This is a genomic window from Streptomyces actinomycinicus, from assembly GCF_016741775.1.
Taxonomy (GTDB): Bacteria; Actinomycetota; Actinomycetes; order Streptomycetales; family Streptomycetaceae; genus Streptomyces; species Streptomyces actinomycinicus.
The window spans coordinates 383,362-404,618 of the sequence record NZ_JAERRK010000003.1; the positions used below are offsets into that span (position 1 = coordinate 383,362).

The 21,257-nt window shown below is 71.7% G+C and carries 17 protein-coding genes; 13 read left to right on the forward strand and 4 right to left on the reverse strand.

All coding sequences use genetic code 11. The features are described from left to right. Positions 1-90 precede the first annotated feature (90 nt). On the reverse strand, positions 91-1,848 hold the full coding sequence (locus JK359_RS08765) for a dolichyl-phosphate-mannose--protein mannosyltransferase (RefSeq protein ID WP_201833630.1): 1,758 nt from the start codon (positions 1,846-1,848) through the stop codon (positions 91-93). Between the two features lie 172 nt (positions 1,849-2,020). Between JK359_RS08765 and rsmI the strand changes: the two genes are divergently transcribed. From rsmI to JK359_RS08815, 10 genes are all read left to right on the forward strand, one after another. After that, positions 2,021-2,872, forward strand: coding sequence for a 16S rRNA (cytidine(1402)-2'-O)-methyltransferase (rsmI, locus tag JK359_RS08770; protein ID WP_201833632.1), 852 nt, complete (start codon positions 2,021-2,023; stop codon positions 2,870-2,872). Positions 2,873-3,092: 220 nt separating this feature from the next. After that, on the forward strand, positions 3,093-3,494 hold the full coding sequence (locus JK359_RS08775; protein ID WP_201833634.1) for a hypothetical protein: 402 nt from the start codon (positions 3,093-3,095) through the stop codon (positions 3,492-3,494). Between the two features lie 47 nt (positions 3,495-3,541). Continuing rightward, positions 3,542-4,438 carry a TatD family hydrolase gene (locus JK359_RS08780; RefSeq protein WP_201833636.1) on the forward strand — a complete coding sequence of 299 codons (897 nt, stop codon included), beginning with the start codon at positions 3,542-3,544 and terminating at the stop codon, positions 4,436-4,438. 157 nt (positions 4,439-4,595) lie between these two features. Next, complete coding sequence (locus JK359_RS08785) at positions 4,596-6,101, forward strand: resuscitation-promoting factor (protein ID WP_201833638.1); 1,506 nt, start codon at positions 4,596-4,598, stop codon at positions 6,099-6,101. A 182-nt stretch (positions 6,102-6,283) separates the two neighbouring features. Further along, entirely contained in the window at positions 6,284-7,186 is a 903-nt protein-coding gene (gene rsmA, locus JK359_RS08790; RefSeq protein ID WP_201833640.1) for a 16S rRNA (adenine(1518)-N(6)/adenine(1519)-N(6))-dimethyltransferase RsmA, read from the forward strand. A gap of 66 nt (positions 7,187-7,252) precedes the next feature. Beyond that, positions 7,253-8,146: a 4-(cytidine 5'-diphospho)-2-C-methyl-D-erythritol kinase gene (locus JK359_RS08795; RefSeq protein ID WP_201833642.1), complete on the forward strand. Its 894-nt coding sequence runs from the start codon at positions 7,253-7,255 to the stop codon at positions 8,144-8,146. A gap of 175 nt (positions 8,147-8,321) precedes the next feature. Continuing rightward, positions 8,322-10,130, forward strand: a complete 1,809-nt coding sequence (locus JK359_RS08800; protein WP_201833644.1) for an ABC-F family ATP-binding cassette domain-containing protein — start codon at positions 8,322-8,324, stop codon at positions 10,128-10,130. A 235-nt stretch (positions 10,131-10,365) separates the two neighbouring features. After that, on the forward strand, positions 10,366-12,204 hold the full coding sequence (locus JK359_RS08805; protein ID WP_201833646.1) for an outer membrane protein assembly factor BamB family protein: 1,839 nt from the start codon (positions 10,366-10,368) through the stop codon (positions 12,202-12,204). A gap of 115 nt (positions 12,205-12,319) precedes the next feature. Next, complete coding sequence (locus tag JK359_RS08810) at positions 12,320-14,074, forward strand: outer membrane protein assembly factor BamB family protein (protein ID WP_201833648.1); 1,755 nt, start codon at positions 12,320-12,322, stop codon at positions 14,072-14,074. Between the two features lie 174 nt (positions 14,075-14,248). After that, on the forward strand, positions 14,249-14,938 hold the full coding sequence (locus tag JK359_RS08815; RefSeq protein ID WP_201833650.1) for a helix-turn-helix transcriptional regulator: 690 nt from the start codon (positions 14,249-14,251) through the stop codon (positions 14,936-14,938). Between the two features lie 289 nt (positions 14,939-15,227). Here JK359_RS08815 and JK359_RS08820 read toward each other — a convergent pair whose 3' ends face one another. After that, positions 15,228-15,563, reverse strand: coding sequence for a hypothetical protein (locus JK359_RS08820; RefSeq protein WP_201833652.1), 336 nt, complete (start codon positions 15,561-15,563; stop codon positions 15,228-15,230). Positions 15,564-15,584: 21 nt separating this feature from the next. Further along, on the reverse strand, positions 15,585-17,276 hold the full coding sequence (locus tag JK359_RS08825; protein ID WP_201833654.1) for a sodium:solute symporter family protein: 1,692 nt from the start codon (positions 17,274-17,276) through the stop codon (positions 15,585-15,587). A gap of 179 nt (positions 17,277-17,455) precedes the next feature. Between JK359_RS08825 and JK359_RS08830 the strand changes: the two genes are divergently transcribed. From JK359_RS08830 to galK, 3 genes are read left to right on the forward strand one after another with little or no spacing between them, the layout of a single operon-like run. Further along, positions 17,456-18,589 carry a galactose-1-phosphate uridylyltransferase gene (locus JK359_RS08830; RefSeq protein ID WP_201833656.1) on the forward strand — a complete coding sequence of 378 codons (1,134 nt, stop codon included), beginning with the start codon at positions 17,456-17,458 and terminating at the stop codon, positions 18,587-18,589. Further along, entirely contained in the window at positions 18,586-19,548 is a 963-nt protein-coding gene (gene galE / locus JK359_RS08835) for a UDP-glucose 4-epimerase GalE (RefSeq protein WP_201833657.1), read from the forward strand. The genes JK359_RS08830 and galE overlap by 4 nt, the downstream gene beginning before the upstream one ends. Continuing rightward, positions 19,548-20,702, forward strand: coding sequence for a galactokinase (galK, locus tag JK359_RS08840; protein WP_201833659.1), 1,155 nt, complete (start codon positions 19,548-19,550; stop codon positions 20,700-20,702). The genes galE and galK overlap by 1 nt, the downstream gene beginning before the upstream one ends. 45 nt (positions 20,703-20,747) lie before the next feature. Here galK and JK359_RS08845 read toward each other — a convergent pair whose 3' ends face one another. Next, complete coding sequence (locus JK359_RS08845; RefSeq protein WP_201833661.1) at positions 20,748-21,191, reverse strand: GNAT family N-acetyltransferase; 444 nt, start codon at positions 21,189-21,191, stop codon at positions 20,748-20,750. Between the last annotated feature and the right edge of the window lie 66 nt (positions 21,192-21,257).

The following is a 21,257-nucleotide window of genomic DNA, read 5'->3' on the forward strand; positions in this document are numbered from 1 at the left end:
TGGATCGACGTGGGTCGTACCAGCAGTGATGATCCGCACGCGGACCCCACCCCCCGGAAGGCTGCCCTAGCTCTTGGTAGGTCTGCCCGGCTAGACCCAGGTGTCCAGCCACATCCGAGACCGCCAGGAGTCGATCGGGATGGCCTGGCCGGTGTAGAGGGGCCAGAAGTAGATGAAGTTCCAGGCGATCAGCAGGACCAGGACGCCCGCTGCCGAGGCGCCGAGTACGCGACGGGTGTCGGAGGAGCGGGGTGGGCCGATGATCGCGCCGGTCATCATGGCCACCGCCAGACACAGGAACGGCAGGAAGACGACCGCGTAGAAGAGGAAGATCGTCCGCTCCTGGTACAGGAACCACGGGAGGTAGCCCGCCGCGATGCCGCAGGCGATCGCGCCGGCCCGCCAGTCACGGCGGAACGCCCACCGCCACAGCACGTAGCCGATCGCCACGCAGGCCGCCCACCACAGCAGCGGTGTGCCGATCGCGAGCACCTCCCGGGCGCACTTCTGGCCCGCGTCCGCCGGGCAGCCGTCGGCGCCGGGGGAGGGTGACTCGTAGAAGTACGACACCGGACGGCCCAGCACGATCCAGCTCCACGGGTTGGACTGGTACGTGTGCGGCTGGTCGAGGTGGACGTGGAAGACGTACACCTCGTGCTCGTAGTGCCACAGGCTGCGCAGCCAGTCCGGCAGGAACGACCAGGTGCCGCCCTTGCCGTCGGTGGCCGCCCAGTTGCGGTAGTAGCCGCCGGTGCCGTCGGACGGGGACAGGATCCAGCCGGTCCAGGAGGCGACGTAGACCACCAGCGCCACCGGCACCGTCGCCAGGAAGGCGAGACCGGTGTCGTACTTGAGGACGGCGAGGTACGGCCGGCGGGCGCCGGCCACCTTGCGGGTGCCGACGTCCCACAGGACCGTCATCACACAGAACGCGGCCAGGACGTACAGGCCGTTCCACTTCGTGCCCACGGCCAGGCCCAGCATCAGCCCGGCCCCCCAGCGCCAGGGCCGCCAGCCGAAGCGGAAGGTGTCGGCGACCTCACCGTCCGGCCTGACCCGGCCGTCCGGGGCCACGGGCAGCGCGGCGGCCAGTCTCTCCCGTGCCCGGTCCCGGTCCACCACCAGACAGCCGAAAGCGGCCAGCACGAAGAACATCAGCACGCCGTCGAGCAGCGAGGTCCGGCTCATCACGAAGTGCAGGCCGTCCACCGCCATCAGCGCGCCCGCGAGGCAGCCCAGGAACGTGGAGCGGAACATCCGCCGCCCGATCCGGCACAGCAGCAGCACGCTCAGCGTCCCGAGCAGAGCCGTCATGAAACGCCAGCCGAACGGGTTGAACCCGAACATCAGCTCGCCGAGCCCGATGACGTACTTCCCGACCGGCGGATGCACCACGTAGGCCGGGTCCGTCGGGAGCGACAGATGGCCGTGCTGCTGAAGCACCAGGTCGTTGGCGTTCTTGCCGTACTTGTCCCAGCTGACCTCGAAACCGCGGTGGACGAGCGCCCAGGCGTCCTTGGCGTAGTACGTCTCGTCGAATATCACCGCCCGCGGGCTGCCCAGGTTCCAGAACCGCATCACGCCCGCCATCAGCGTCACCAGCAGCGGCCCGCCCCAGCCCGACCAGCGGGTGATCCGCCCGGCGAGGACCGGTGGCACGCCGAGCACCCGCCACAGCCGCGGGCTCGGCTCGGCGTACGGCGGCACCAGCCGGTCGCGTACGTCGCCCGAGGGCGCGTCCGTGGCCGGTGCGTACCCGAATCGGCGCAGCCGCTGCTGCCACGACGGCCGCTGGTCTTGCGGCGTCTGGCCCTGCCGGAGGTCCATGGAGGACGCGGTACTGGTCACCGCGCCATCGTAGGGAACCGTCCTGTGCGAGTCCCGTGCATGTGCGGTACCGGTCGGGACACGGTCGGATTCCCCCGCCGCTCAGGGGCGCGTCACCCCGCCGCTCAGAGGCGCGTGCCCCCGGCCGCCGGGCGCCCGGAAGCGGCCCCGGAACTCCTGGGAGGATGGGGGGGTGACTGGAACCCTTGTCCTGGCAGGAACCCCCATCGGCGACATCGCGGACGCGCCGCCCCGGCTCGCCGAGGAACTGGCCGGCGCCGACGTGGTCGCCGCCGAGGACACCCGGCGGCTGCGCCGGCTCACCCAGGCGCTGGGCGTCACCACCAGGGGGCGTGTCGTCTCGTACTTCGAGGGCAACGAGTCCGCCCGCACCCCCGAACTGGTCGAGGAGCTGGTCGGCGGGGCCCGCGTCCTGCTGGTGACCGACGCCGGCATGCCGTCCGTCTCCGACCCCGGCTACCGGCTGGTCGCCGCCGCCGTGGAGCGGGACATCCGGGTCACCGCCGTGCCCGGCCCGTCCGCCGTGCTCACCGCGCTCGCCCTGTCCGGGCTGCCCGTCGACCGGTTCTGCTTCGAGGGCTTCCTGCCGCGCAAGACCGGCGAGCGGCTGTCCCGGCTGCGCGAGGTCGAGGGCGAGCGGCGCACCCTCGTCTACTTCGAGGCCCCGCACCGGCTCGACGACACCCTCGCCGCCATGGCCGAGGTCTTCGGCGGGGACCGGCGGGCCGCCGTCTGCCGCGAGCTGACCAAGACGTACGAGGAGGTACGGCGCGGTCCGCTGGCCGAGCTGGCGCAGTGGGCCGCGGAGGGCGTGCGCGGGGAGATCACCGTCGTCGTCGAGGGCGCCCCCGAGGCCGGGCCCGAGGAGGTCGACGCCGCGGAGCTGGTCCGCCGGGTGCGGCTGCGGGAGGAGGCCGGCGAGCGCCGCAAGGAGGCCATCGCGGCCGTGGCGGCGGAGGCGGGACTGCAGAAGCGGGTCGTCTTCGACGCGGTGGTCGAGGCCAAGAAGGCCGGCCTCGGGTAGCGCCGCGCCCGCGCGGGCGCCCGCGTGCGCCCCATGGGAGGGCAAAAGGCTGCCGGTGAATGCAAAGCCCACGCTCCTCACCCGAGGCGGTTTGGCAAGCGGATTCCAAATCGCCTCCAACACTCGACAGCTCGGGTGCATTCGCACCCGGGGAGGCGTCCACTGGTCGAAGGGACGCACCCGCCCAACACCGGACGCACCCGTCCAACAGGGAGCTGGCATGAGTGACATAGCAGGGCAGACCGGCCTCCGCGGTACGGCCACAGCCGTCGTTCACGAGTCCTATTCGTTCGCCTGCATGCGCTGCGGGCACGGCTGGGAGCAGTCGTACGAGATAGAGCACCACACGGACGCCGAAGGGCACGACTTCGTGCGGTACGTGGCCGACGGCAGGGTCGTGCCGTCGCCGCTGAGCCGGCCGAGCTGCCACAACTGCGACGGTCACATCGTGCGGATCATGCGCGCGGGCCAGGTCTCGTCGGTGCGCGGCGCGGCCGGCGGCCAGCGCAGCGTGCCGCAGGCGGGCCCGGTCGAGGTGCCGCAGGTCCCGGCCGGGGCCGAGCGGCCCCACCACTGGCACCTGTCCGACCTCCTGCACCCCTTCCAGCGCAGGGCCAGCTGAACGGATCACCCGTCTGCGCGGGCATGCCCCTTTCGTAGGATCGGGGCATGCCTTCGAACGCCGGCCAGCGCTCCCACGACGACAAGAACGCGGCCCCGCCGCTTCCGGCTCCCCTCCAGGTGCCCGTCGCCGACTCCCACACCCACCTCGACATGCAGTCCGGAACCGTCGAGGAAGGCCTGGCGAAGGCCGCGTCGGTGGGCGTCACGACCGTCGTCCAGGTCGGCTGTGACATCAAGGGCTCGCAGTGGGCCGCCGAGATCGCCGCCGCGCACGAGAACGTCCATGCCACCGTCGCCCTCCACCCCAACGAGGGCCCGCGCATCGTCCACGGCGATCCCGACGGCTGGTCGAGGCAGGGGGCCCGGCAGCCCGGCGGTGACGCCGCGCTGGACGAGGCCCTCGCCGAGATCGACCGGCTCGCCGGACTGCCCCAGGTCAAGGGCGTCGGCGAGACAGGCCTGGACTACTTCCGCACCGGCCCCGAGGGCAAGGCGGCCCAGGAGCGCTCCTTCCGCGCCCACATCGAGATCGCCAAGCGGCACGGCAAGGCCCTGGTCATCCACGACCGAGACGCCCACGCCGACGTGCTGCGCATCCTGGCGGAGGAGGGTGCCCCCGAGCGCACCGTCTTCCACTGCTACTCCGGCGACGCCGACATGGCCGGGATCTGCGCCCGCGAGGGCTACTTCATGTCCTTCGCCGGCAACGTCACCTTCAAGAACGCCCAGAACCTGCGGGACGCGGTCGCCGTCGCCCCGCTGGAACTGCTCCTCGTGGAGACCGACGCGCCCTTCCTGACCCCGGCGCCGTACCGCGGACGGCCCAACGCCCCGTATCTCATTCCGGTCACGGTCCGGGCGATGGCCGCCGTGCGCGGCATCGGCGAGGACGCCCTGGCGACGGCGCTGGGAGCGAACACCGCCCGCGCCTTCGATTACTGAGCGTGTATTGATCATAACTGGCCGATAACGTCCGGCCGGTCTCGCGCCCGGTTCGACCGCGACCGTGCGTAGTCGTGCCGCTTTGGAGAGTGACGGGTGCTCCGCTAGGTTCTGGGGGCCCGATCCGGACCCCTCTGGCCCTCTGGAGCGTGTCGGCGTGAGCAAGTCGCAGTACGAGACGTACGAGGCCTACGGCCCCGAGCCCTCCGTGCACACCGCGGAAACCCTTCCGTACGGGCTGTACCAGGACACCTACCGGCCCGCCTACGAAGCCGAGGCCTACTACGTCACCGAGCCGGCCCTGCCGGCACCACGGCAGACGACGATCGCCTTCGGGACGGCACCGTACGAACCCGAGGCACCCGAGGCACCCGAGGGATTCGAGGTACCCGGGGCACTCGAGAACTTCGAGGCAGCCGAAGCATTTGAGGCGGCCGGAGCGTTCGAGGCGGCCGGAGCGTTCGAGGCAGCCGAGGAGTTCGGGGTCCCCGAGCAGGACGGGGCGGCCGGGGCCTCGGGGGCCGGCGGGCGGGCCGCCCGCCGGCGCCGGGCGCGCTTCACGGACCGGCCCGACTCCGCCGTGCGCCGCCTGCTGCCCCAGGCGCTGGTCGTGGCCTTCCTGGCCGGCGGCACCACCGCGTTCGTCGCCAAGGACAAGGCGATCGAGCTGAGCGTCGAAGGCAGGCCGCGCAGCCTGCACACCTTCGCCGACGACGTGAGCGAGCTGCTCACCGAGGAGGGCGTGCGGGTCGGGGCGCACGACATGATCGCCCCCGCCCCCGGCACGGCACTCGCCAGCGGTGACGCGGTCGCGGTGCGGTACGGGCGCCCCGTACGGCTCACCCTCGACGGCCGGCAGCGCGAGGTGTGGACGACGGCACACACCGTGGAGGGCGCGCTGCACGAGATGGGGGTGCGCGCCGAGGGCGCGTACCTGTCCACGTCGCGCTCCCAGCGCATCGGACGCACCGGGCTCGCGCTCGACGTGCGCACCGAGCGCGCCGTCACGGTCATGGCGGACGGCCGGACCCGCACCATCCGCACCAACGCGGCCACCGTCCGCGAGGCCGTCGAGGAGGCCGGGATCACCCTGCGCGGCCAGGACACCACCTCCGTACCGCCGGAGAGCTTCCCGCGCGACGGGCAGACGGTGACCGTGCTGCGGGTGACCGGCAGCCGGGAGGTCCGCGAGGAGCTGATCCCCTTCGAGGCCGAGCGGATCGAGGACCCCACCCTCTTCAAGGGCACCGAGGTCGTCGCCCGGGCCGGCCGGCCCGGGCTGCGCCGGACCACCTACCTGGTGCGCAGCGTCAACGGGGTCCGGGAGAAACCGCGCCGGGAGAAGACCGAGGTGGTGCGCAAGCCGCGCAAGCAGGTGGTCAAGGTGGGGACCAAGCCCCGTCCGCACTCCGTGCACGGTGCGGACCACCTCAACTGGCGCGGGCTCGCGGCGTGCGAGTCCGGCGGCCGGGCGCACGCGGTCGACCCCTCCGGCACGTACGGGGGGCTCTACCAGTTCGACACGCACACCTGGCGCAGCCTCGGCGGCAGTGGGCGTCCCCAGGACGCGTCGGCGGAGGAACAGACGTACCGGGCGAAGAAGCTGTACCTGAAGCGGGGGGCCACTCCCTGGCCGCATTGCGGGATGAGGCTGAAGGGGTAGCCGACAGCGCGTCATGGGGGGAGCCGGGGGAGCCGTGGAGCGCCGTGGGGGCGCGGGTCCGGTGCCGGGTGCGGGTCGTCCGTGGCCGGTCGCGCGGTTCCCCGCGTCCCCTGGTGGGGTGCCCGCGTGCCTCGTGAGTGAGCGTGGCGAGGCGGGGCGGTGGGGGACCGTACCCTTGTTCCGTGAGCAGCCCCACCTCCGACGCCCTCCTCGGCCCCGCCGACGTCCGTGAACTCGCGGCGGCGCTCGGTGTCCGTCCCACCAAGCAGCGCGGCCAGAACTTCGTGATCGACGCGAACACGGTCCGCCGTATCGTCCGCACCGCGGAGGTCCGCCCCGACGACGTGGTCGTCGAGGTCGGCCCGGGGCTCGGCTCCCTCACCCTCGCGCTGCTGGAGGTCGCCGACCGGGTCACCGCCGTCGAGATCGACGACGTCCTGGCCTCCGCGCTGCCCGCGACCATCGCCGCGCGCATGCCCGGGCGCGCCGACCGGTTCGCGCTGGTCCATTCCGACGCGATGCACGTCACCGGACTGCCGGGCCCCGCGCCGACCGCCCTCGTGGCGAACCTGCCGTACAACGTCGCCGTACCCGTGCTGCTGCACATGCTCGACACCTTCCCGAGCATCGAGCGGACGCTGGTCATGGTGCAGTCGGAGGTCGCCGACCGGCTCGCCGCGACACCCGGGAACAAGGTGTACGGCGTCCCCTCCGTGAAGGCCAACTGGTACGCCGAGGTGAAGCGGGCCGGGGCCATCGGACGCAACGTCTTCTGGCCCGCGCCGAACGTCGACAGCGGGCTGGTCTCCCTCGTCCGGCGGGCCGAGCCGATCAAGACGACCGCGTCGAAGAGCGAGGTCTTCACGGTCATCGACGCGGCGTTCGCCCAGCGCCGCAAGACGCTGCGGGCGGCGCTCGCCGGCTGGGCCGGCTCCGCCGCGGCGGCCGAGGCGGCCCTGGTCGCGGCCGGTGTCTCCCCGCAGGCCCGCGGTGAGTCGCTGACCGTCGAGGAGTTCGCCCGCGTCGCCGAGCACCGCGAGGCGTTCGCCGACGGCGCTGCCGGGAACGCCCCGCCGGCCGAGTAGGCCGCGGCGCGCCGAGCAGCGCCGACACCGCCCGTACAGCCCGTACCGCAAGGAGCCCGGTCAGCAGTGAGCGTCACGGTCCGCGTCCCCGCCAAGGTCAACGTCCAGCTCGCCGTGGGCGCCGCCCGCCCCGACGGGTTCCACGACCTGGCCAACGTCTTCCTCGCCGTCGGCCTGTACGACGAGGTCACCGTCACCCCGGCCGACGAGCTGCGCGTCACCTGCGCGGGCCCGGACGCCGACCAGGTCCCCCTGGACCGCACCAACCTGGCCGCGCGCGCCGCGATCGCCCTCGCCGGGCGGCGTGGCATCGAACCGGCCGTGCACATCCACATCGACAAGGACATCCCGGTCGCCGGCGGTATGGCGGGCGGCAGCGCGGACGGCGCGGGCGCGCTGCTCGCCTGCAACACGCTGTGGGGCACGGGCGCCTCGCGGGCCGAACTGCTCGCGATCTGCGCCGAGCTGGGCAGCGACGTGCCGTTCAGCCTGGTCGGCGGGGCGGCCCTGGGCGTCGGCCGCGGGGAGCAGCTGACGGCCCTGGAGGCCGGCGGCACCTTCCACTGGGTGTTCGCGATGGCCGAGCGGGGCCTGTCCACGCCGGCGGTGTTCCGCGAGTTCGACCGGCTGGCCGAGGGACGGGAGATCCCCGAGCCGGTGGCCTCGGCGGAACTGCTGGAAGCGCTGGCCAAGGGGGACCCGGAGGCGCTGGCGGGAGCCCTGTCCAACGACCTCCAGCCCGCCGCGCTGTCCCTGTTCCCGGAACTGGCGGACACACTGGAGGCGGGCCGCGGGGCCGGTGCGCTCGCCACGCTGGTCTCCGGGTCCGGGCCGACGACGGCGTTCCTCGCGCGGGACGCCGAGTCGGCGGAGAAGGTGGCGCAGGCGCTGCAGACCTCGGGAACGTGCAGGGCGGTACGGACCGCGGCGGGGCCGGTCGCGGGGGCGACGGTTCTCTGAGAGGGCCCGGGGCCGGTCGCGGAGCGCGGTCCGGTGCCGCGGGGGCGATCCCGGCCAGCCACCACGGACAGTGACCGTCCCCTCGCCCCCGGGCCCACCCGCCGAGGCCCTACGCTAGAAGGCTGACCCCCGCGGCTGAGCCGCATGCCGACACAGCCCCGCGCACAGGAGTGAAATGGCCGTCAACCTGGTCAATGTCGAGAACGTCAGCAAGGTGTACGGCACCCGTGCCCTGCTGGACGGCGTCTCGCTCGGTGTGCAGGAAGGGGACCGGATCGGGGTCGTCGGACGCAACGGCGACGGCAAGACCACCCTCATCCGGATGCTCGCCAAGCTGGAGGAGGCCGACACCGGGCGGGTCACCCACTCCGGCGGCCTGCGGCTCGCCGTGCTCACCCAGCACGACTCCCTCGACCCGGCCGCCACCGTCCGCCACGAGGTCATCGGCGACATGGCCGACCACGAGTGGGCCGGCAACGCCAAGGTGAGGGACGTGCTGACCGGGCTGTTCGGGGGGCTCGACCTGCCCGGGTTCCCGAAAGGGCTCGACACCGTCATCGGACCGCTGTCCGGTGGCGAGCGGCGCCGGATCGCGCTCGCCAAGCTGCTCATCGAGGAACAGGACCTGATCGTCCTCGACGAGCCCACCAACCACCTCGACGTCGAGGGCATCGCCTGGCTCGCCCGGCACCTGCGGGACCGGCGCTCGGCGCTGGTCTGCGTGACGCACGACCGCTGGTTCCTGGACCAGGTGTGCACCCGCATGTGGGACGTGCAGCGCGGTGACGTCTTCGAGTACGAGGGCGGCTACTCCGACTACGTCTTCGCCCGCGCCGAACGCGAGCGCATCGCCGCCACCGAGGAGGCCAAGCGGCAGAACCTGATCCGCAAGGAGCTGGCCTGGCTGCGGCGCGGGGCGCCCGCGCGGACGTCCAAGCCGCGGTTCCGGGTCGAGGCCGCCAACGAACTGATCGCGGACGTGCCGCCGCCCCGGGACAGCAGCGAGCTGATGAAGTTCGCCTCCTCGCGGCTCGGCAAGACGGTCTTCGACCTGGAGGACGTCACCGTGCAGGCCGGCCCCAAGGTGCTGCTCAAGCACCTCACCTGGCAGCTCGGTCCCGGTGACCGCATCGGCCTCGTCGGTGTGAACGGAGCCGGGAAGACCTCGCTGCTGCGGGCCATGGCCGCCGCCGCCCGCACGGACGGCGAGGAACAGCCCACGGGCGGGCGGATCGCCGTGGGCAGGACGGTCAAACTCGCCTACCTCTCCCAGGAGGTCGCCGAACTCGACCCCACCTGGCGGGTACTGGAGGCCGTGCAGCGGGTCCGTGAGCGCGTCGACCTCGGCAAGGGCCGCGAGATGACCGCCGGTCAGCTCTGCGAGACGTTCGGCTTCGGCAAGGAGAAGCAGTGGACGCCGGTCGGCGACCTCTCCGGTGGTGAGCGGCGGCGGCTCCAGCTGCTGCGGCTCCTCATGGACGAGCCCAACGTCCTCTTCCTGGACGAGCCCACCAACGACCTCGACATCGAGACCCTCACCCAGCTCGAGGACGTCCTCGACGGCTGGCCCGGCTCGATGATCGTCATCTCCCACGACCGGTTCTTCGTGGAGCGTACGACGGACCGGGTGTTCGCCCTGCTCGGCGACGGCGCGCTGCGGATGCTGCCGCGCGGGATCGACGAGTACCTGGAGCGGCGCCGGAGCATGGAGGAGGCGGTCGCCGCGCAGGCCGCCGCCGCGGCACCCCGGCCGGCCGTCCAGGAGAAGAGCGCCGCCGACCAGCGTGCCGCGAAGAAGGAACTCCAGAAGATCGAGCGCCAGTTGGACAAGATCTCCGAGAAGGAGTCCAGGCTGCACGCCCAGATCGCCGACAACGCCACCGACTTCTCCAAGGTCGCCGAACTCGACGCGCAGCTGCGTGACTTGTCCGGCGAGCGCGAGGAACTGGAGCTGCGGTGGCTGGAACTGGCGGAGGACGCCTGACCTCCCCCGTAGCTCGCGCAGGGGGCGCGTGCGCCGCGTGAAGGGGGCGTGAAGGCGCATAACAACGGCATCACGGGCCGGTCCTCCCTTGGGAACAGGGGAGGACGCGGCCCCCTGTGCTGTCCGTCCCGGGTGATAGAAAGAGCCGTCTGAGAACTGTCTGAGTACGACCTTGGGTCCGTGAACGAACCTCAGGGCGTGGCTAAAAATCAGTGAACGAGGGGGAAGAGCGCTGATGACTCAGCCGCCCAACCAGCCGCCGCAGGGCGGGTACGGAGCGCCGCAGGACCAGCCGCCGCAGGGTGGTTTCGGCGCGCCTCAGCCGCCCGCGGGTGCGCCGCAGACGCCGCCGGCCCAGGAGGGCTTCGGTGCGCCGCAGACGCCGTCGGCCCCGGGTGGTTTCGGTGCGCCGCAGACCCCGCCCGCGCAGGGTGGTTTCGGTGCGCCCCCGCCGCCCGCCGGCCCTCCGCAGCAGCCCCAGCCGGGTTACGGCTACCCCCAGCAGCCGGGCCCGTACGGCGCCGCCCAGGGCGGCCCCTACGGCTACCCGCAGCAGCCGCAGCAGCCGGGCCCCTACGCCGCCCCCCAGGCCGGTTACGGACACCCGCAGCAGCCGCCGTACCCGACCGCACCCGGCGGGCCCGTCGCGGGCGGCCAGGGCAACCGCAGGAAGACGGCGCTGATCATCGGTGCCGCCGTGGCCGCGCTGCTCGTCATCGGCGGCACCGTGTACGCGGTCACCGCCGGCGACGGCGACGAGGGCCGCAAGAAGCCCGTCGCCCAGCAGAGCGACGACCCCAAGCACTCCGCCACCGGCTCGCCGTCCGCCTCCGCCGCCGGCGCCGACCCGGACAACCTCAACGGGGGCCGTCAGGCCGGTGAGGCCAAGGTGCTCTGGTACAAGCCGGCGCCGGACGCCCCGGCCTCGGGTGCGGACGCGCCCGGCATGTGGATCAGCGGCGACACGGCGGTGAAGGCGGCCTACAAGCAGGTCTTCGCCTTCAACACCGGTGACGGTGAGAACGCGTGGGGCCCGGTCGACTTCCCGCAGAAGATCTGCTCGGTCACCCCGCAGCAGTCGGCCGACGGCAAGGTCGTCGTGGCCTACATGAACGGCGGCAGCGACCGCGCCAAGTGCAACCAGCTGCAGCAGATCGACCTGGCCACCGGCGAGAAGGGCTGGAGCGGCGAGGTCGCCGACGGCGGGTTGTTCGACAGCGCGCTCAGCGTCGAACTGACGGTCAGCGGCAAGACGCTGATGGTGGGCCGCTCCCAGTCGGGCACGGCCTACGACATCGGCACCGGCAAGAAGCTGTACGACAAGAAGAAGTACGGCGCGGCCTGCTTCCCGACGGCGTTCGCCGGCGGCACGAACCGGCTGATCCAGGTCGCCTCCTGCGGAGCGGGCACCGGCACCGAGCACGAGGAGATCCAGGAGCTGGACCCGGCCACCGGCAAGGTCCGCTGGACCCAGCAGGTCAAGAAGGGCTGGGAGGTCTCCCGGACCTACTCCGTCGACCCGCTGGTGGTCTATCTGACCAACCGGGACAAGAAGGCGTGGAACATCTCCACCTTCACCAAGGACGGCAAGTTCCGCTCCGAGGTCAAGGTGAACGAGAAGTTCTCCCCCCGCTGCGGCTGGGCGGTCCTCGAACGCGAGCTGCAGGGCTGCCAGGGTGTCGCGGTCGACGCCGACACGCTCTACCTGCCCACCGACTCCACCATCAGCGCCAACGAGGTCGTCGCGATCAGTCTCGCCACCGGCAAGGAGAAGTGGCGGGTCAAGTCCCCCGGGGACCGGCCGATGGCACCGGTGAAGGTGGAGGGCGGCAAGCTCATCGCGTACGTGCAGCCGTCGTACGACACGGGCGGCCAGGTGGTGTCGGTCCCGGTCGGCGGCTCCTCCCACAAGACGACCGGGCTGCTGCAGAACCCGGCGGGTGCCGCCGACGTCGAGAACACGTTCTACGACGGGATCGTGGACTGGGTGGACGGGCGGTTCTACATCTCGTCGGGCCGGCTCTCCGGTGACGACGACTCGAAGGAGAAGCTGATCATGGCCTTCGGCGACTGAGCCCGGGGCGCCCCACCGGCTTCCTTCCGTCCTTCCCGAGTCCCCGGCGCCGTACGGCCCTTGTGAGTCCCCTGTGCCGTACGGCCCTTCCGAGCGTCCCCGAGGTACCCGCGCCATGACCCAGCCGCCCCCGCCGCCCCCGAACCAGCCGCCCGGCCAGCCGCCGCAGGCCCCGCAGCCCGGCTACGGCTACCCCCAGCCCGCGCCCCCGCAACCGCCGGCCCAGCCCGGCTACGGCTACCCCGGCGGCGCCCAGCAGAACCCGTACGCCCAGCAGCCCCCGGCCTACGGCCAGGCCCCCGGCTACGGCGCCCAGTCGCCGAACCCCTACGCGCAGCCGACGCAGCCCGGCCAGGCCCAGGCCCCGCAGCAGGGCTACGGCTATCCGGGCCAGGGCCAGCCGGTCACCGTGCCGATGCAGCCGCAGCCGGGTACGGGCGGCGGCGGGCGGAACAACACCGTGCTGTTCATCGTCGTCGCGGCGGTCGTCGCCATCGCGCTGATCATCGGCGGCGGCATCTGGTACGCCAAGTCCTCCGGGGACGACGGCAAGCAGCACGACACCGCCTCCAGCGGCGGCAAGGACGGCACCTCCGGGGGCACTTCCGGCGGTGGCGGCAAGGAGAAGGTGCCGGACAACCCGGCCTCCAAGGTGCTCTTCCAGGTGCCGCTGCCCCAGCCGGACGACACGGTCGTCACCTCCGGCTCGTGGCTGACAGACTCGGTGTACGCCAAGAGCGGCGTCGCGGAGATCATCGGCTACGACCCGGCCGACGGCCACAAGCTGTGGACGCTCAAGCTCCCCGGCCCGGTCTGCGCGGCCAGCAGCCACGTCAACGAGGACGGCCGGACCGCGGTCGCCTTCCAGCCGAAGATGCCCGCGAAGGGCTCCTCGGCGGGCTGCAGCCAGGTCGCCGCGATCGACCTCGCCGCGGGGAAGAAACTGTGGACGAAGACGGTCAAGTCCGGTGACTACCCGGTCACCTTCCAGAACGTGACGGTCGCTCAGGACACCGTCGCCGTCGGCAGCTACGAGGGCGGAGCCGCGTTCGACGTCGAGACCGGCAAGGCGCTGTGGCAGCCGAAGCCGGACGACACCTGCTTCGACTCGGGCTACGGCGGCGGCGCCAAGCTGGTCGCGGTGCGCAAGTGCGGCCGGTACGAAGACCAGAAGCTGCAGATCCAGACCATCGACCCGAAGAGCGGGAAGGTGATCTCCGAGTACAAGATGCCCGACGGCATCGAGGACGCAGCGCTCGTCTCCACCGACCCGCTGGTGGTCGCGGCCGACGCCGGCGACACCGCGGGCAGCAGCGGTGTCTCGGACTACTTCTCCATCGACAACAGGACCGGCAAGCTGCTCGCCCGCATCCCCTCGCCCGGCGACACGTACGGGGGCCGCTGCGACAGCTCGCGCATCGACGGCTGCCGGCAGATCGTCGCCGGCAACGGCAGGCTGTACCTGGCGACCGAGGAGCACGACGGCTCGGGCAAGTACAGCCAGACCAACGAGATCGTGGCCTTCGACCTCAAGACCGGCAAGCCCACCGGCCAGCGGGCCGAGGCCGGCAACGGCTACACGCTCTCCCCGCTGCGCATGGACGGCGGCAACCTCATCGCCTACAACGAGCCTCCGTACGACAAGGGCGGCCAGGTCGTCAGCATCGACGGCGGTTCGTTCAAGATGAGCAAGCTGCTGGAGAACCCGGGCGCGCGGAACGTGCGGGAGGCGGAGATGAGCCTGCTGCCGGACTACGCGGAACTGCTCTTCGGCAACGGACGGCTGTTCATGTCGGCCGTGTACGCGCACAAGTCCACGTCGTCGTACGGCAAGGAGTACCTCGTGATGGCGTTCGGCCCGGGTCAGTGACCCGACGCCGGCGTCGCCGCCGGTCTCCCCCGAATGGGTGACTTGCCGAGAAGTGCCCCGGATTTCATCGATCCGGGGCACTTCTCATCAAGAGGGGCAGCGCGACGTCGAACAAGCGTGTAGCTTCCGGGGGCATGTAGGGCGGGGGTGCCGGGGGGTCTGGGGGGTTTCTCTATGGGAGTGCGGCTCATGGTCGTCGACGACCATCGCCTGCTCGCGGAGGCGCTGGCGTCGGCGCTCAAGCTGCGCGGGCACCGGGTGCTCGCCGCGGCGGCACCGGCCGCGGGTGCGGCGGACCTGGTCATCGCGCGGGCGCCCGAGGTGTGCCTGCTGGGTACGGCGGCGCCGGCCGAGCCGGGGGTCTTCGACCCCGTGGTGAAGATCAAACGGGACCGGCCGCAGGTCGCGGTGCTGGTGCTGGGCCCCGTGCCGTCGCCGCGCGGGATCGCCGCGGCCTTCGCGGCGGGGGCGTCGGGATACGTACGGCACGACGAGCGGATCGAGGGTGTCGAGCGCGCCATCATGAAGGCGCGGGCCGGTGAGGCTGCGGTGGCACCGCAGCTGCTGCAGGGCGCCTTCGGTGAGCTGCTCAATCCCGCGGCACAGCCCGACGACGAGGCCCAGCGGCTGCTGGAGATGCTGACCCCGCGGGAGGTGGAGGTGCTGGTGCGGGTGGCCGACGGGGAGGACACGCGGCTGATCGCGGCGGGCATGGGCATCGCGCCGAGCACGGCCCGTACCCATGTGCAGCGCGTGCTCATGAAGCTGGGCGTCGGCTCCCGCCTGGAGGCGGCGGCGCTGGCCGCGCGCACGGGATTGCTGGACCGGGCGGGTTCCCTCCGGGGGGCCGGGGAGGCACCCTGAAGGGTCGCGAACTGCGCGAGCGGGCCCCGCACACCCGCGGCCGGGAGGGGCACGGAGGCGCCCGTCAGGAGGCGTCAGGGGCGCGGGGAACTGCGCGAGCGCGCCCCCACGCGCCCGCAGACACGGGACGGCCGCAGCAGCCCCACGCGCCTGCGGAAGCGGGACGGCCGCGGCAGCCCCACGCGCCTGCGGAAGCGGGACGGCCGCGGCAGCCCCACGCGCCTGCGGAAGCGGGACGGCCGCGGCAGCCCCGCGCACCTGCGGACGCGGGACGGCCATGGCCGTCTCCCTACTCCTTCTCCTCCGGCAGCCCTTCCGGAGGAAGCGGCGGTGGCGTCGGCCGCAGCTTCAGCCAGGCCAGGAAGAAGACGCCCAGGATCAGCATGCCGATCCCGGTCCACAGGTTGATGTTGACGCCCTCGGCCTTGTCGATCGCGGCCTGGGAGTCGGTGATCCCGGTGATCGTGACGATGACGCCGTAGACCACGAACAGGCCGCCGATGATGCGGCGCAGGTCGAAGATGCGGGCCGCGGTCGCGGACTTGGTCTCCAGCTCGGAGACCTCCCGCTGGAGGTCCTGCTCGGTGTAGTGCGGCCGACGGGACTGCTCAGGATGCTCGGTCATGGTTTCCTCGGTCCTCCCGCGTCAGAACGAGAACGGGATGTAGCAGGCGGCGGCCAGGACGACCGCTCCCCAGCCCAGCAGGGCCGGCTTGCGGTACCACGCGTCGTCGCCTTCGGCGGGCGGTTCGGACATGCCGGGGGAGCGGGTCCCGTAGACCAGGCCCTGCAGCTCCTGCGCCGGCTTCGGCGCGGTGAACAGGGACACCGCGACCATCACGACCGCGCCGGCGACGAATCCGGCGATGGCGGAGACGAAGTTGGCGCCCTGGTCGGAGGGGATGGAGATGATGCCCTTCTTGTAGAAGACGAAGTAGTTCACCATCGCCGTCACGGTGCCGGCGAGCAGGCCCCAGAAGCCGGACTTGGCGGACGCGCGCTTCCAGAACATGCCGACGATGAAGACGACGAACATCGGCACGTTGAAGAAGGAGAACAGCGTCTGCAGGTAGCTCATGATGTTCGAGAACGAGGACGCGAGGAACGCCGTGCCGACGGAGGCGCAGACGCCGATCGCGGTGATCAGGCGGCCGAACCGCACGTAGTAGCCGTCCTCGCGGCCGCGCACCACGTACTTCGCCCAGATGTCGTTGGTGAACACGGTGTTGAAGGACGACACGTTCGCGGCCATGCCCGCCATGAAGGCCGCCAGCAGACCGGTGACGGCGATGCCGAGCACGCCGTTGGGCAGCAGCTCCTGCATCAGGTAGGGGATGGCGTCGTTGTACTGGTAGCCGGAGCCGGGGGTGCCGAACTTCGGGACGATCGCGGCCGCGACCAGGCCCGGGATCATCACCAGGAAGACGATGAAGATCTTCGGGTAGGCGGCGATCAGCGGGGTGCGCTGTGCCGCGGAGAGGTTCTTCGCGGACAGGGCGCGCTGCACCTCGGCGAAATTGGTGGTCCAGTAGCCGAAGGAGAGCACGAAGCCGAGGCCGAGGACGATGGTCAGCCAGTTGGCGCCGAGCGGATTGGCCGAGCCGATGCCGGTGCCGCCCCAGGCGGTGGTGAAGTCGGCGCCGTGGGTCGCGGTGAGCTTGTCGGTCAGCCCGCCCCATCCGCCGGCCTTCCTCAGGCCGAGGACGGTGATCGGGATGAGGGCGGCGAGGATCACGAAGAACTGCAGCACCTCGTTGTAGATCGCCGAGGACAGACCGCCGAGGGTGATGTACGCGAGCACGAAGGCGCCGGCGACGACGATGGCGACCCACTGCGGCCAGCCGAGCAGGGCCTCGACGACGATCGCGAGGGCGTAGAGGTTGACGCCGGCGATCAGGATGGCGGCGAGCGCGAACAGGATCGAACTGAGCAGGTGGGCGGCCCGGTCGAAGCGCAGCAGCAGGAACTCGGGGACCGAGCGGACCTTGCTGCCGTAGTAGAAGGGCATCATCACCAGGCCCAGGAAGACCATGGCGGGGATGGCGCCGACCCAGTACCAGTGGACGGTGTAGGCGCCGTACTGGGCGCTGTTCGCGGCCATGCCGAGGATCTCGGTGGCCGCCAGGTTCGCCGAGATGAAGGCGAGGCCGGTGATCCAGGCGGGCAGCGAGCGTCCGGACAGGAAGAAGTCGAGGCTGGTCTTGACGGAGCGGCGGGCGGCGAAGCCGATGCCGAGCACGACGACGAAGTAGATCGCCAGGATCGTGTAGTCCAGCCAGTTGGTGGGGAGCTGTAGCTCCGCCGCCAGATAGGTGGGGGCTTCCGTGGGGGTTTGCATGAGAACTCGCTTCGTTGCGCGAACTGATCCTGAGCGGAACCTACGCCTCTGCCTTCAGTATCTGAACACTTCTGTTGGTGTTCTTTGTTTGATTGTGATCGACCAGGGTGTTGTCGAGTTGTGGTTTGTTATGTTTGGTTGTGTTGAGTGATTGGGTGCGGGACGTAGAGGAGTCCGGCGTGAAGAAGACCTCGACCCGGCTGGCCGACGGTCGTGAGCTGATCTACTACGACCTCCGGGACGACACCGTGCGCGACGCGGTCGACCGCCGCCCGCTGGACCGTACGGTCACCACGTCCGAGATCCGCCACGACCCGTTGCTCGGCGACGCGGTCGCCGTCGCCTCCCACCGCCAGGGCCGCACCTACCACCCGCCGGCCGACGAGTGCCCTCTGTGCCCCACGCGCGGCGACCGGCTCAGCGAGATCCCGGACTCCTCGTACGATGTCGTCGTCTTCGAGAACCGCTTCCCCTCGCTGGCCGGCGACTCCGGGCGCTGCGAGGTCGTCTGCTTCACCTCCGAGCACGACGCCTCCTTCGCGGACCTGACCGTCGAGCAGGCGCGACTCGTGCTGGACGCGTGGACGGACCGTACGTCGGAGCTGTCGCATCTGCCCTCCGTCGAGCAGGTGTTCTGTTTCGAGAACCGTGGTCCGGAGATCGGCGTGACCCTCGGCCACCCGCACGGACAGATCTACGCCTACCCCTTCACCACGCCCCGCACCGCGCTGATGCTCCGCTCGCTCGCCGCCCACAAGGAGGCGACCGGCGGACAGAACCTTTTCGACGCCGTCCTGGAGCGGGAACTCGCCGCAGAGCGGGTCGTCCTTGAGGGTGAACACTGGGCGGCCTTCGTGCCCCACGCGGCGCACTGGCCCTACGAGGTCCACCTGTACCCCAAGCGTCGCGTCCCCGATCTGCTCGCGCTCGACGAGGCTGCGCGCACAGAATTCCCCCAGGTCTATCTGGAACTCTTGAAGCGCTTCGACCGGATCTTCGACGCGACGGACGGAGGGAGAGGGCCTGTGCGGGACGGAAGGCTAGGACCGGTGCGGGACGGAGGGACCCACTCCGTGGGTGAGCCGCCGACGCCGTACATCGCGGGCTGGCACCAGGCCCCGTTCGGCGCACTGGAGGACTTCGACGGGGTCACGCGCGACGACTTCGCGCTCCACCTCGAGCTTTTCACCATCCGCCGCACTTCCGGCAAGCTGAAGTTTCTCGCGGGTTCCGAGTCCGGCATGAACGTGTTCATCAACGACGTGCCGCCGGAGCGCGCGGCCGAGCGACTGCGAGAGGTAGCGAGTTCATGAAGTACCTGGTGACGGGTGGCGCGGGATACGTCGGCAGTGTCGTGGCGCAGCACCTGCTGGAGGCCGGCCACGAGGTCACCGTCCTCGACAACCTCTCCACCGGCTTCCGCGCGGGCGTCCCCGTCGGCGCCGCGTTCGTCGAGGGCGACATCCGCGACGCCGCCAAGTGGCTGGACTCCTCCTACGACGGCGTGCTGCACTTCGCCGCGTCCTCGCAGGTCGGCGAGTCGGTGGTGAAGCCGGAGAAGTACTGGGACAACAACGTCGCCGGCAGCATGGCCCTGCTCGGCGCGATGCGCGAGGCCGGCGTGCGCAAGCTGGTCTTCTCCTCCACGGCGGCCACCTACGGCGAACCGGAGCAGGTCCCGATCCTGGAGACCGCCCCGACCCGGCCGACCAACCCCTACGGCGCCTCCAAGCTGGCCGTCGACCACATGATCACCAGCGAGGCGAACGCCCACGGCCTGGCCGCGGTGTCCCTGCGCTACTTCAACGTCGCCGGTGCCTACGGTGCGTACGGCGAGCGCCACGACCCCGAGTCACACCTGATCCCCCTCGTGCTGCAGGTCGCCCAGGGCCGCCGCGAGGCGATCTCCGTCTTCGGCGACGACTACCCGACGCACGACGGCACCTGCGTGCGCGACTACATCCACGTCGCCGACCTGGCCGAGGCCCACCTGCTGGCCCTGACGGCCGCGCGGCCGGGCGAGCACCTGATCTGCAACCTCGGCAACGGCAACGGCTTCTCCGTCCGCCAGGTCATCGAGACCGCCCGTGAGGTCACCGGCCACCCGATCCCCGAGGTGGTCGCCCCGCGCCGGGGCGGCGACCCCGCGGTCCTGGTCGCCTCCGCGGACACCGCCCGCGAGAAGCTGGGCTGGAACCCGACCCGCGCGGACCTCGCGGGCATCGTCACGGACGCGTGGGAGTTCACGCAGAGCATCGCAAAGGAGCACTAGTGGGGGCACAGCAGGTCGCGGAGCGCTTCGCCGAGCTGTACGGGGCCGCGCCGGAGGGCGTCTGGGCGGCACCCGGCCGGGTCAACCTCATCGGCGAGCACACCGACTACAACGACGGCTTCGTCATGCCGTTCGCCCTGCCGCACCGGACGACGGCGGCCGTCTCCCGCCGCACCGACGGCATCCTGCGGCTGCACTCCGCGGACGTCGACGGGGAACCGGTGGAACTGCGCCTGGACGGCCTCGCCCCGCAGACCGACACCGACTGGACGGCGTACCCGGCGGGCGTGGTCTGGGCCCTGCGCGAGGCGGGCCACGGGGTCACCGGCGCCGACGTCCACCTCTCCGCCACGGTCCCGACGGGCGCGGGCCTGTCCTCCTCGGCCGCCCTGGAGGTCGTGATCGCGCTGGCCCTCAACGACCTGTACGGCCTCGGTCTGCAGCGCTGGCGGCTGGCCCGGCTCTGCCAGCGCGCCGAGAACGTCTACGTCGGCGCCCCGACCGGCATCATGGACCAGACGGCGTCGGCGTGCTGCCAGGAGGGCCACGCCCTCTTCCTGGACACCCGTGACCTCTCCCAGCAGCAGATCCCCTTCGACCTGGCCGCCGAGGGGCTGCGCCTGCTGGTCGTGGACACGCAGGTCAAGCACGCCCACAGCGGCGGCGAGTACGGCAAGCGCCGGGCCGGCTGCGAGAAGGGCGCGGCGCTGCTCGGCGTCGACGCCCTGCGGGACATCCCCTACGACGGCCTGGACGCGGCGCTCGCCGGGCTGGGCGACGAGGAGGAGGTCGTCCGCCTGGTCCGTCACGTGGTGACGGAGGACCACCGGGTCGAACGCGTCGTCGGCCTGCTCCGCGCCGGCGAGACCCGCGCCATCGGGCCCGTCCTCACCGAGGGCCACGCCTCCCTCCGTGACGACTTCCGCATCTCGTGCCCGGAGCTGGACCTGGTCGTCGACACCGCCCTCGCCACCGGCGCCCTGGGCGCCCGCATGACCGGCGGCGGCTTCGGCGGCTCGGCGATCGTCCTGGCGGAGGCGACGGACGTCGACACCCTCACCAAGGCGACCGAGGAGGCCTTCGCCGCGGCGGCCTTCACCCCTCCCCGCATCTTCGAGGCGGTGCCCTCGGCGGGGGCCCGCCGCCTGGCCTGACACCTCTTCACCGGCCGCACCACGGCACCGCACCCCTCCGGTGCGTCAGCGCAGGCGCTTGGTCAGCGTGTACTCCGTGATCCCCGGCGGATAGTCGGGGATCACGCAGACCACCTCGTAGCCGTGCTTCCTGTAGAAGCCGGGGGCCTGGAAGTCCCAGGTCTCCAGGCGGGCCGAGGTGCAGGCGCGGTCGGTGGCGGCGATGCGCTCGGCCTCGGCGAGGAGGCGGGAGCCGAGGCCCGTGCCGCGGTGGACGGTGTCGACCCACAGGTAGGTGACGTGGAGCCAGGCCGTCCAGGTGTGGCCGACCAGGCCGCCGGCGAGATCGCCGGCGGCGTCCAGGGCCCACACGTGCAGAGGGGACTCGCGTTCGTCGGGTGTGCCGCGCAGGGCGGCGAGGATCGGGGACGCCGTCGTGTTGCTGTCCCGCAGCCGCGACCGGAGCAGATCACGTCGACCTTTGTCGACTTCCGCCTCAATACGAAACATGCGCCTCACGATAAACGCGCCAGACGGCCAGTTCTGCAAATCTCCTTCCGCTGCGTGCTCCCATCC

Bases quoted from the DNA above. Each gene is read 5' to 3' on its own strand.
- JK359_RS08825 (WP_201833654.1), bottom strand. From the start codon at position 17,276: ATGCAAACCCCCACGGAAGCCCCCACCTATCTGGCGGCGGAGCTACAG.
- JK359_RS08810 (WP_201833648.1), top strand. From the start codon at position 12,320: ATGACCCAGCCGCCCCCGCCGCCCCCGAACCAGCCGCCCGGCCAGCCG.
- JK359_RS08805 (WP_201833646.1), top strand. From the start codon at position 10,366: ATGACTCAGCCGCCCAACCAGCCGCCGCAGGGCGGGTACGGAGCGCCG.
- galE (WP_201833657.1), top strand. From the start codon at position 18,586: ATGAAGTACCTGGTGACGGGTGGCGCGGGATACGTCGGCAGTGTCGTG.
- JK359_RS08845 (WP_201833661.1), bottom strand. From the start codon at position 21,191: ATGTTTCGTATTGAGGCGGAAGTCGACAAAGGTCGACGTGATCTGCTC.
- JK359_RS08815 (WP_201833650.1), top strand. From the start codon at position 14,249: ATGGGAGTGCGGCTCATGGTCGTCGACGACCATCGCCTGCTCGCGGAG.
- JK359_RS08800 (WP_201833644.1), top strand. From the start codon at position 8,322: ATGGCCGTCAACCTGGTCAATGTCGAGAACGTCAGCAAGGTGTACGGC.
- JK359_RS08775 (WP_201833634.1), top strand. From the start codon at position 3,093: ATGAGTGACATAGCAGGGCAGACCGGCCTCCGCGGTACGGCCACAGCC.
- JK359_RS08780 (WP_201833636.1), top strand. From the start codon at position 3,542: ATGCCTTCGAACGCCGGCCAGCGCTCCCACGACGACAAGAACGCGGCC.
- JK359_RS08820 (WP_201833652.1), bottom strand. From the start codon at position 15,563: ATGACCGAGCATCCTGAGCAGTCCCGTCGGCCGCACTACACCGAGCAG.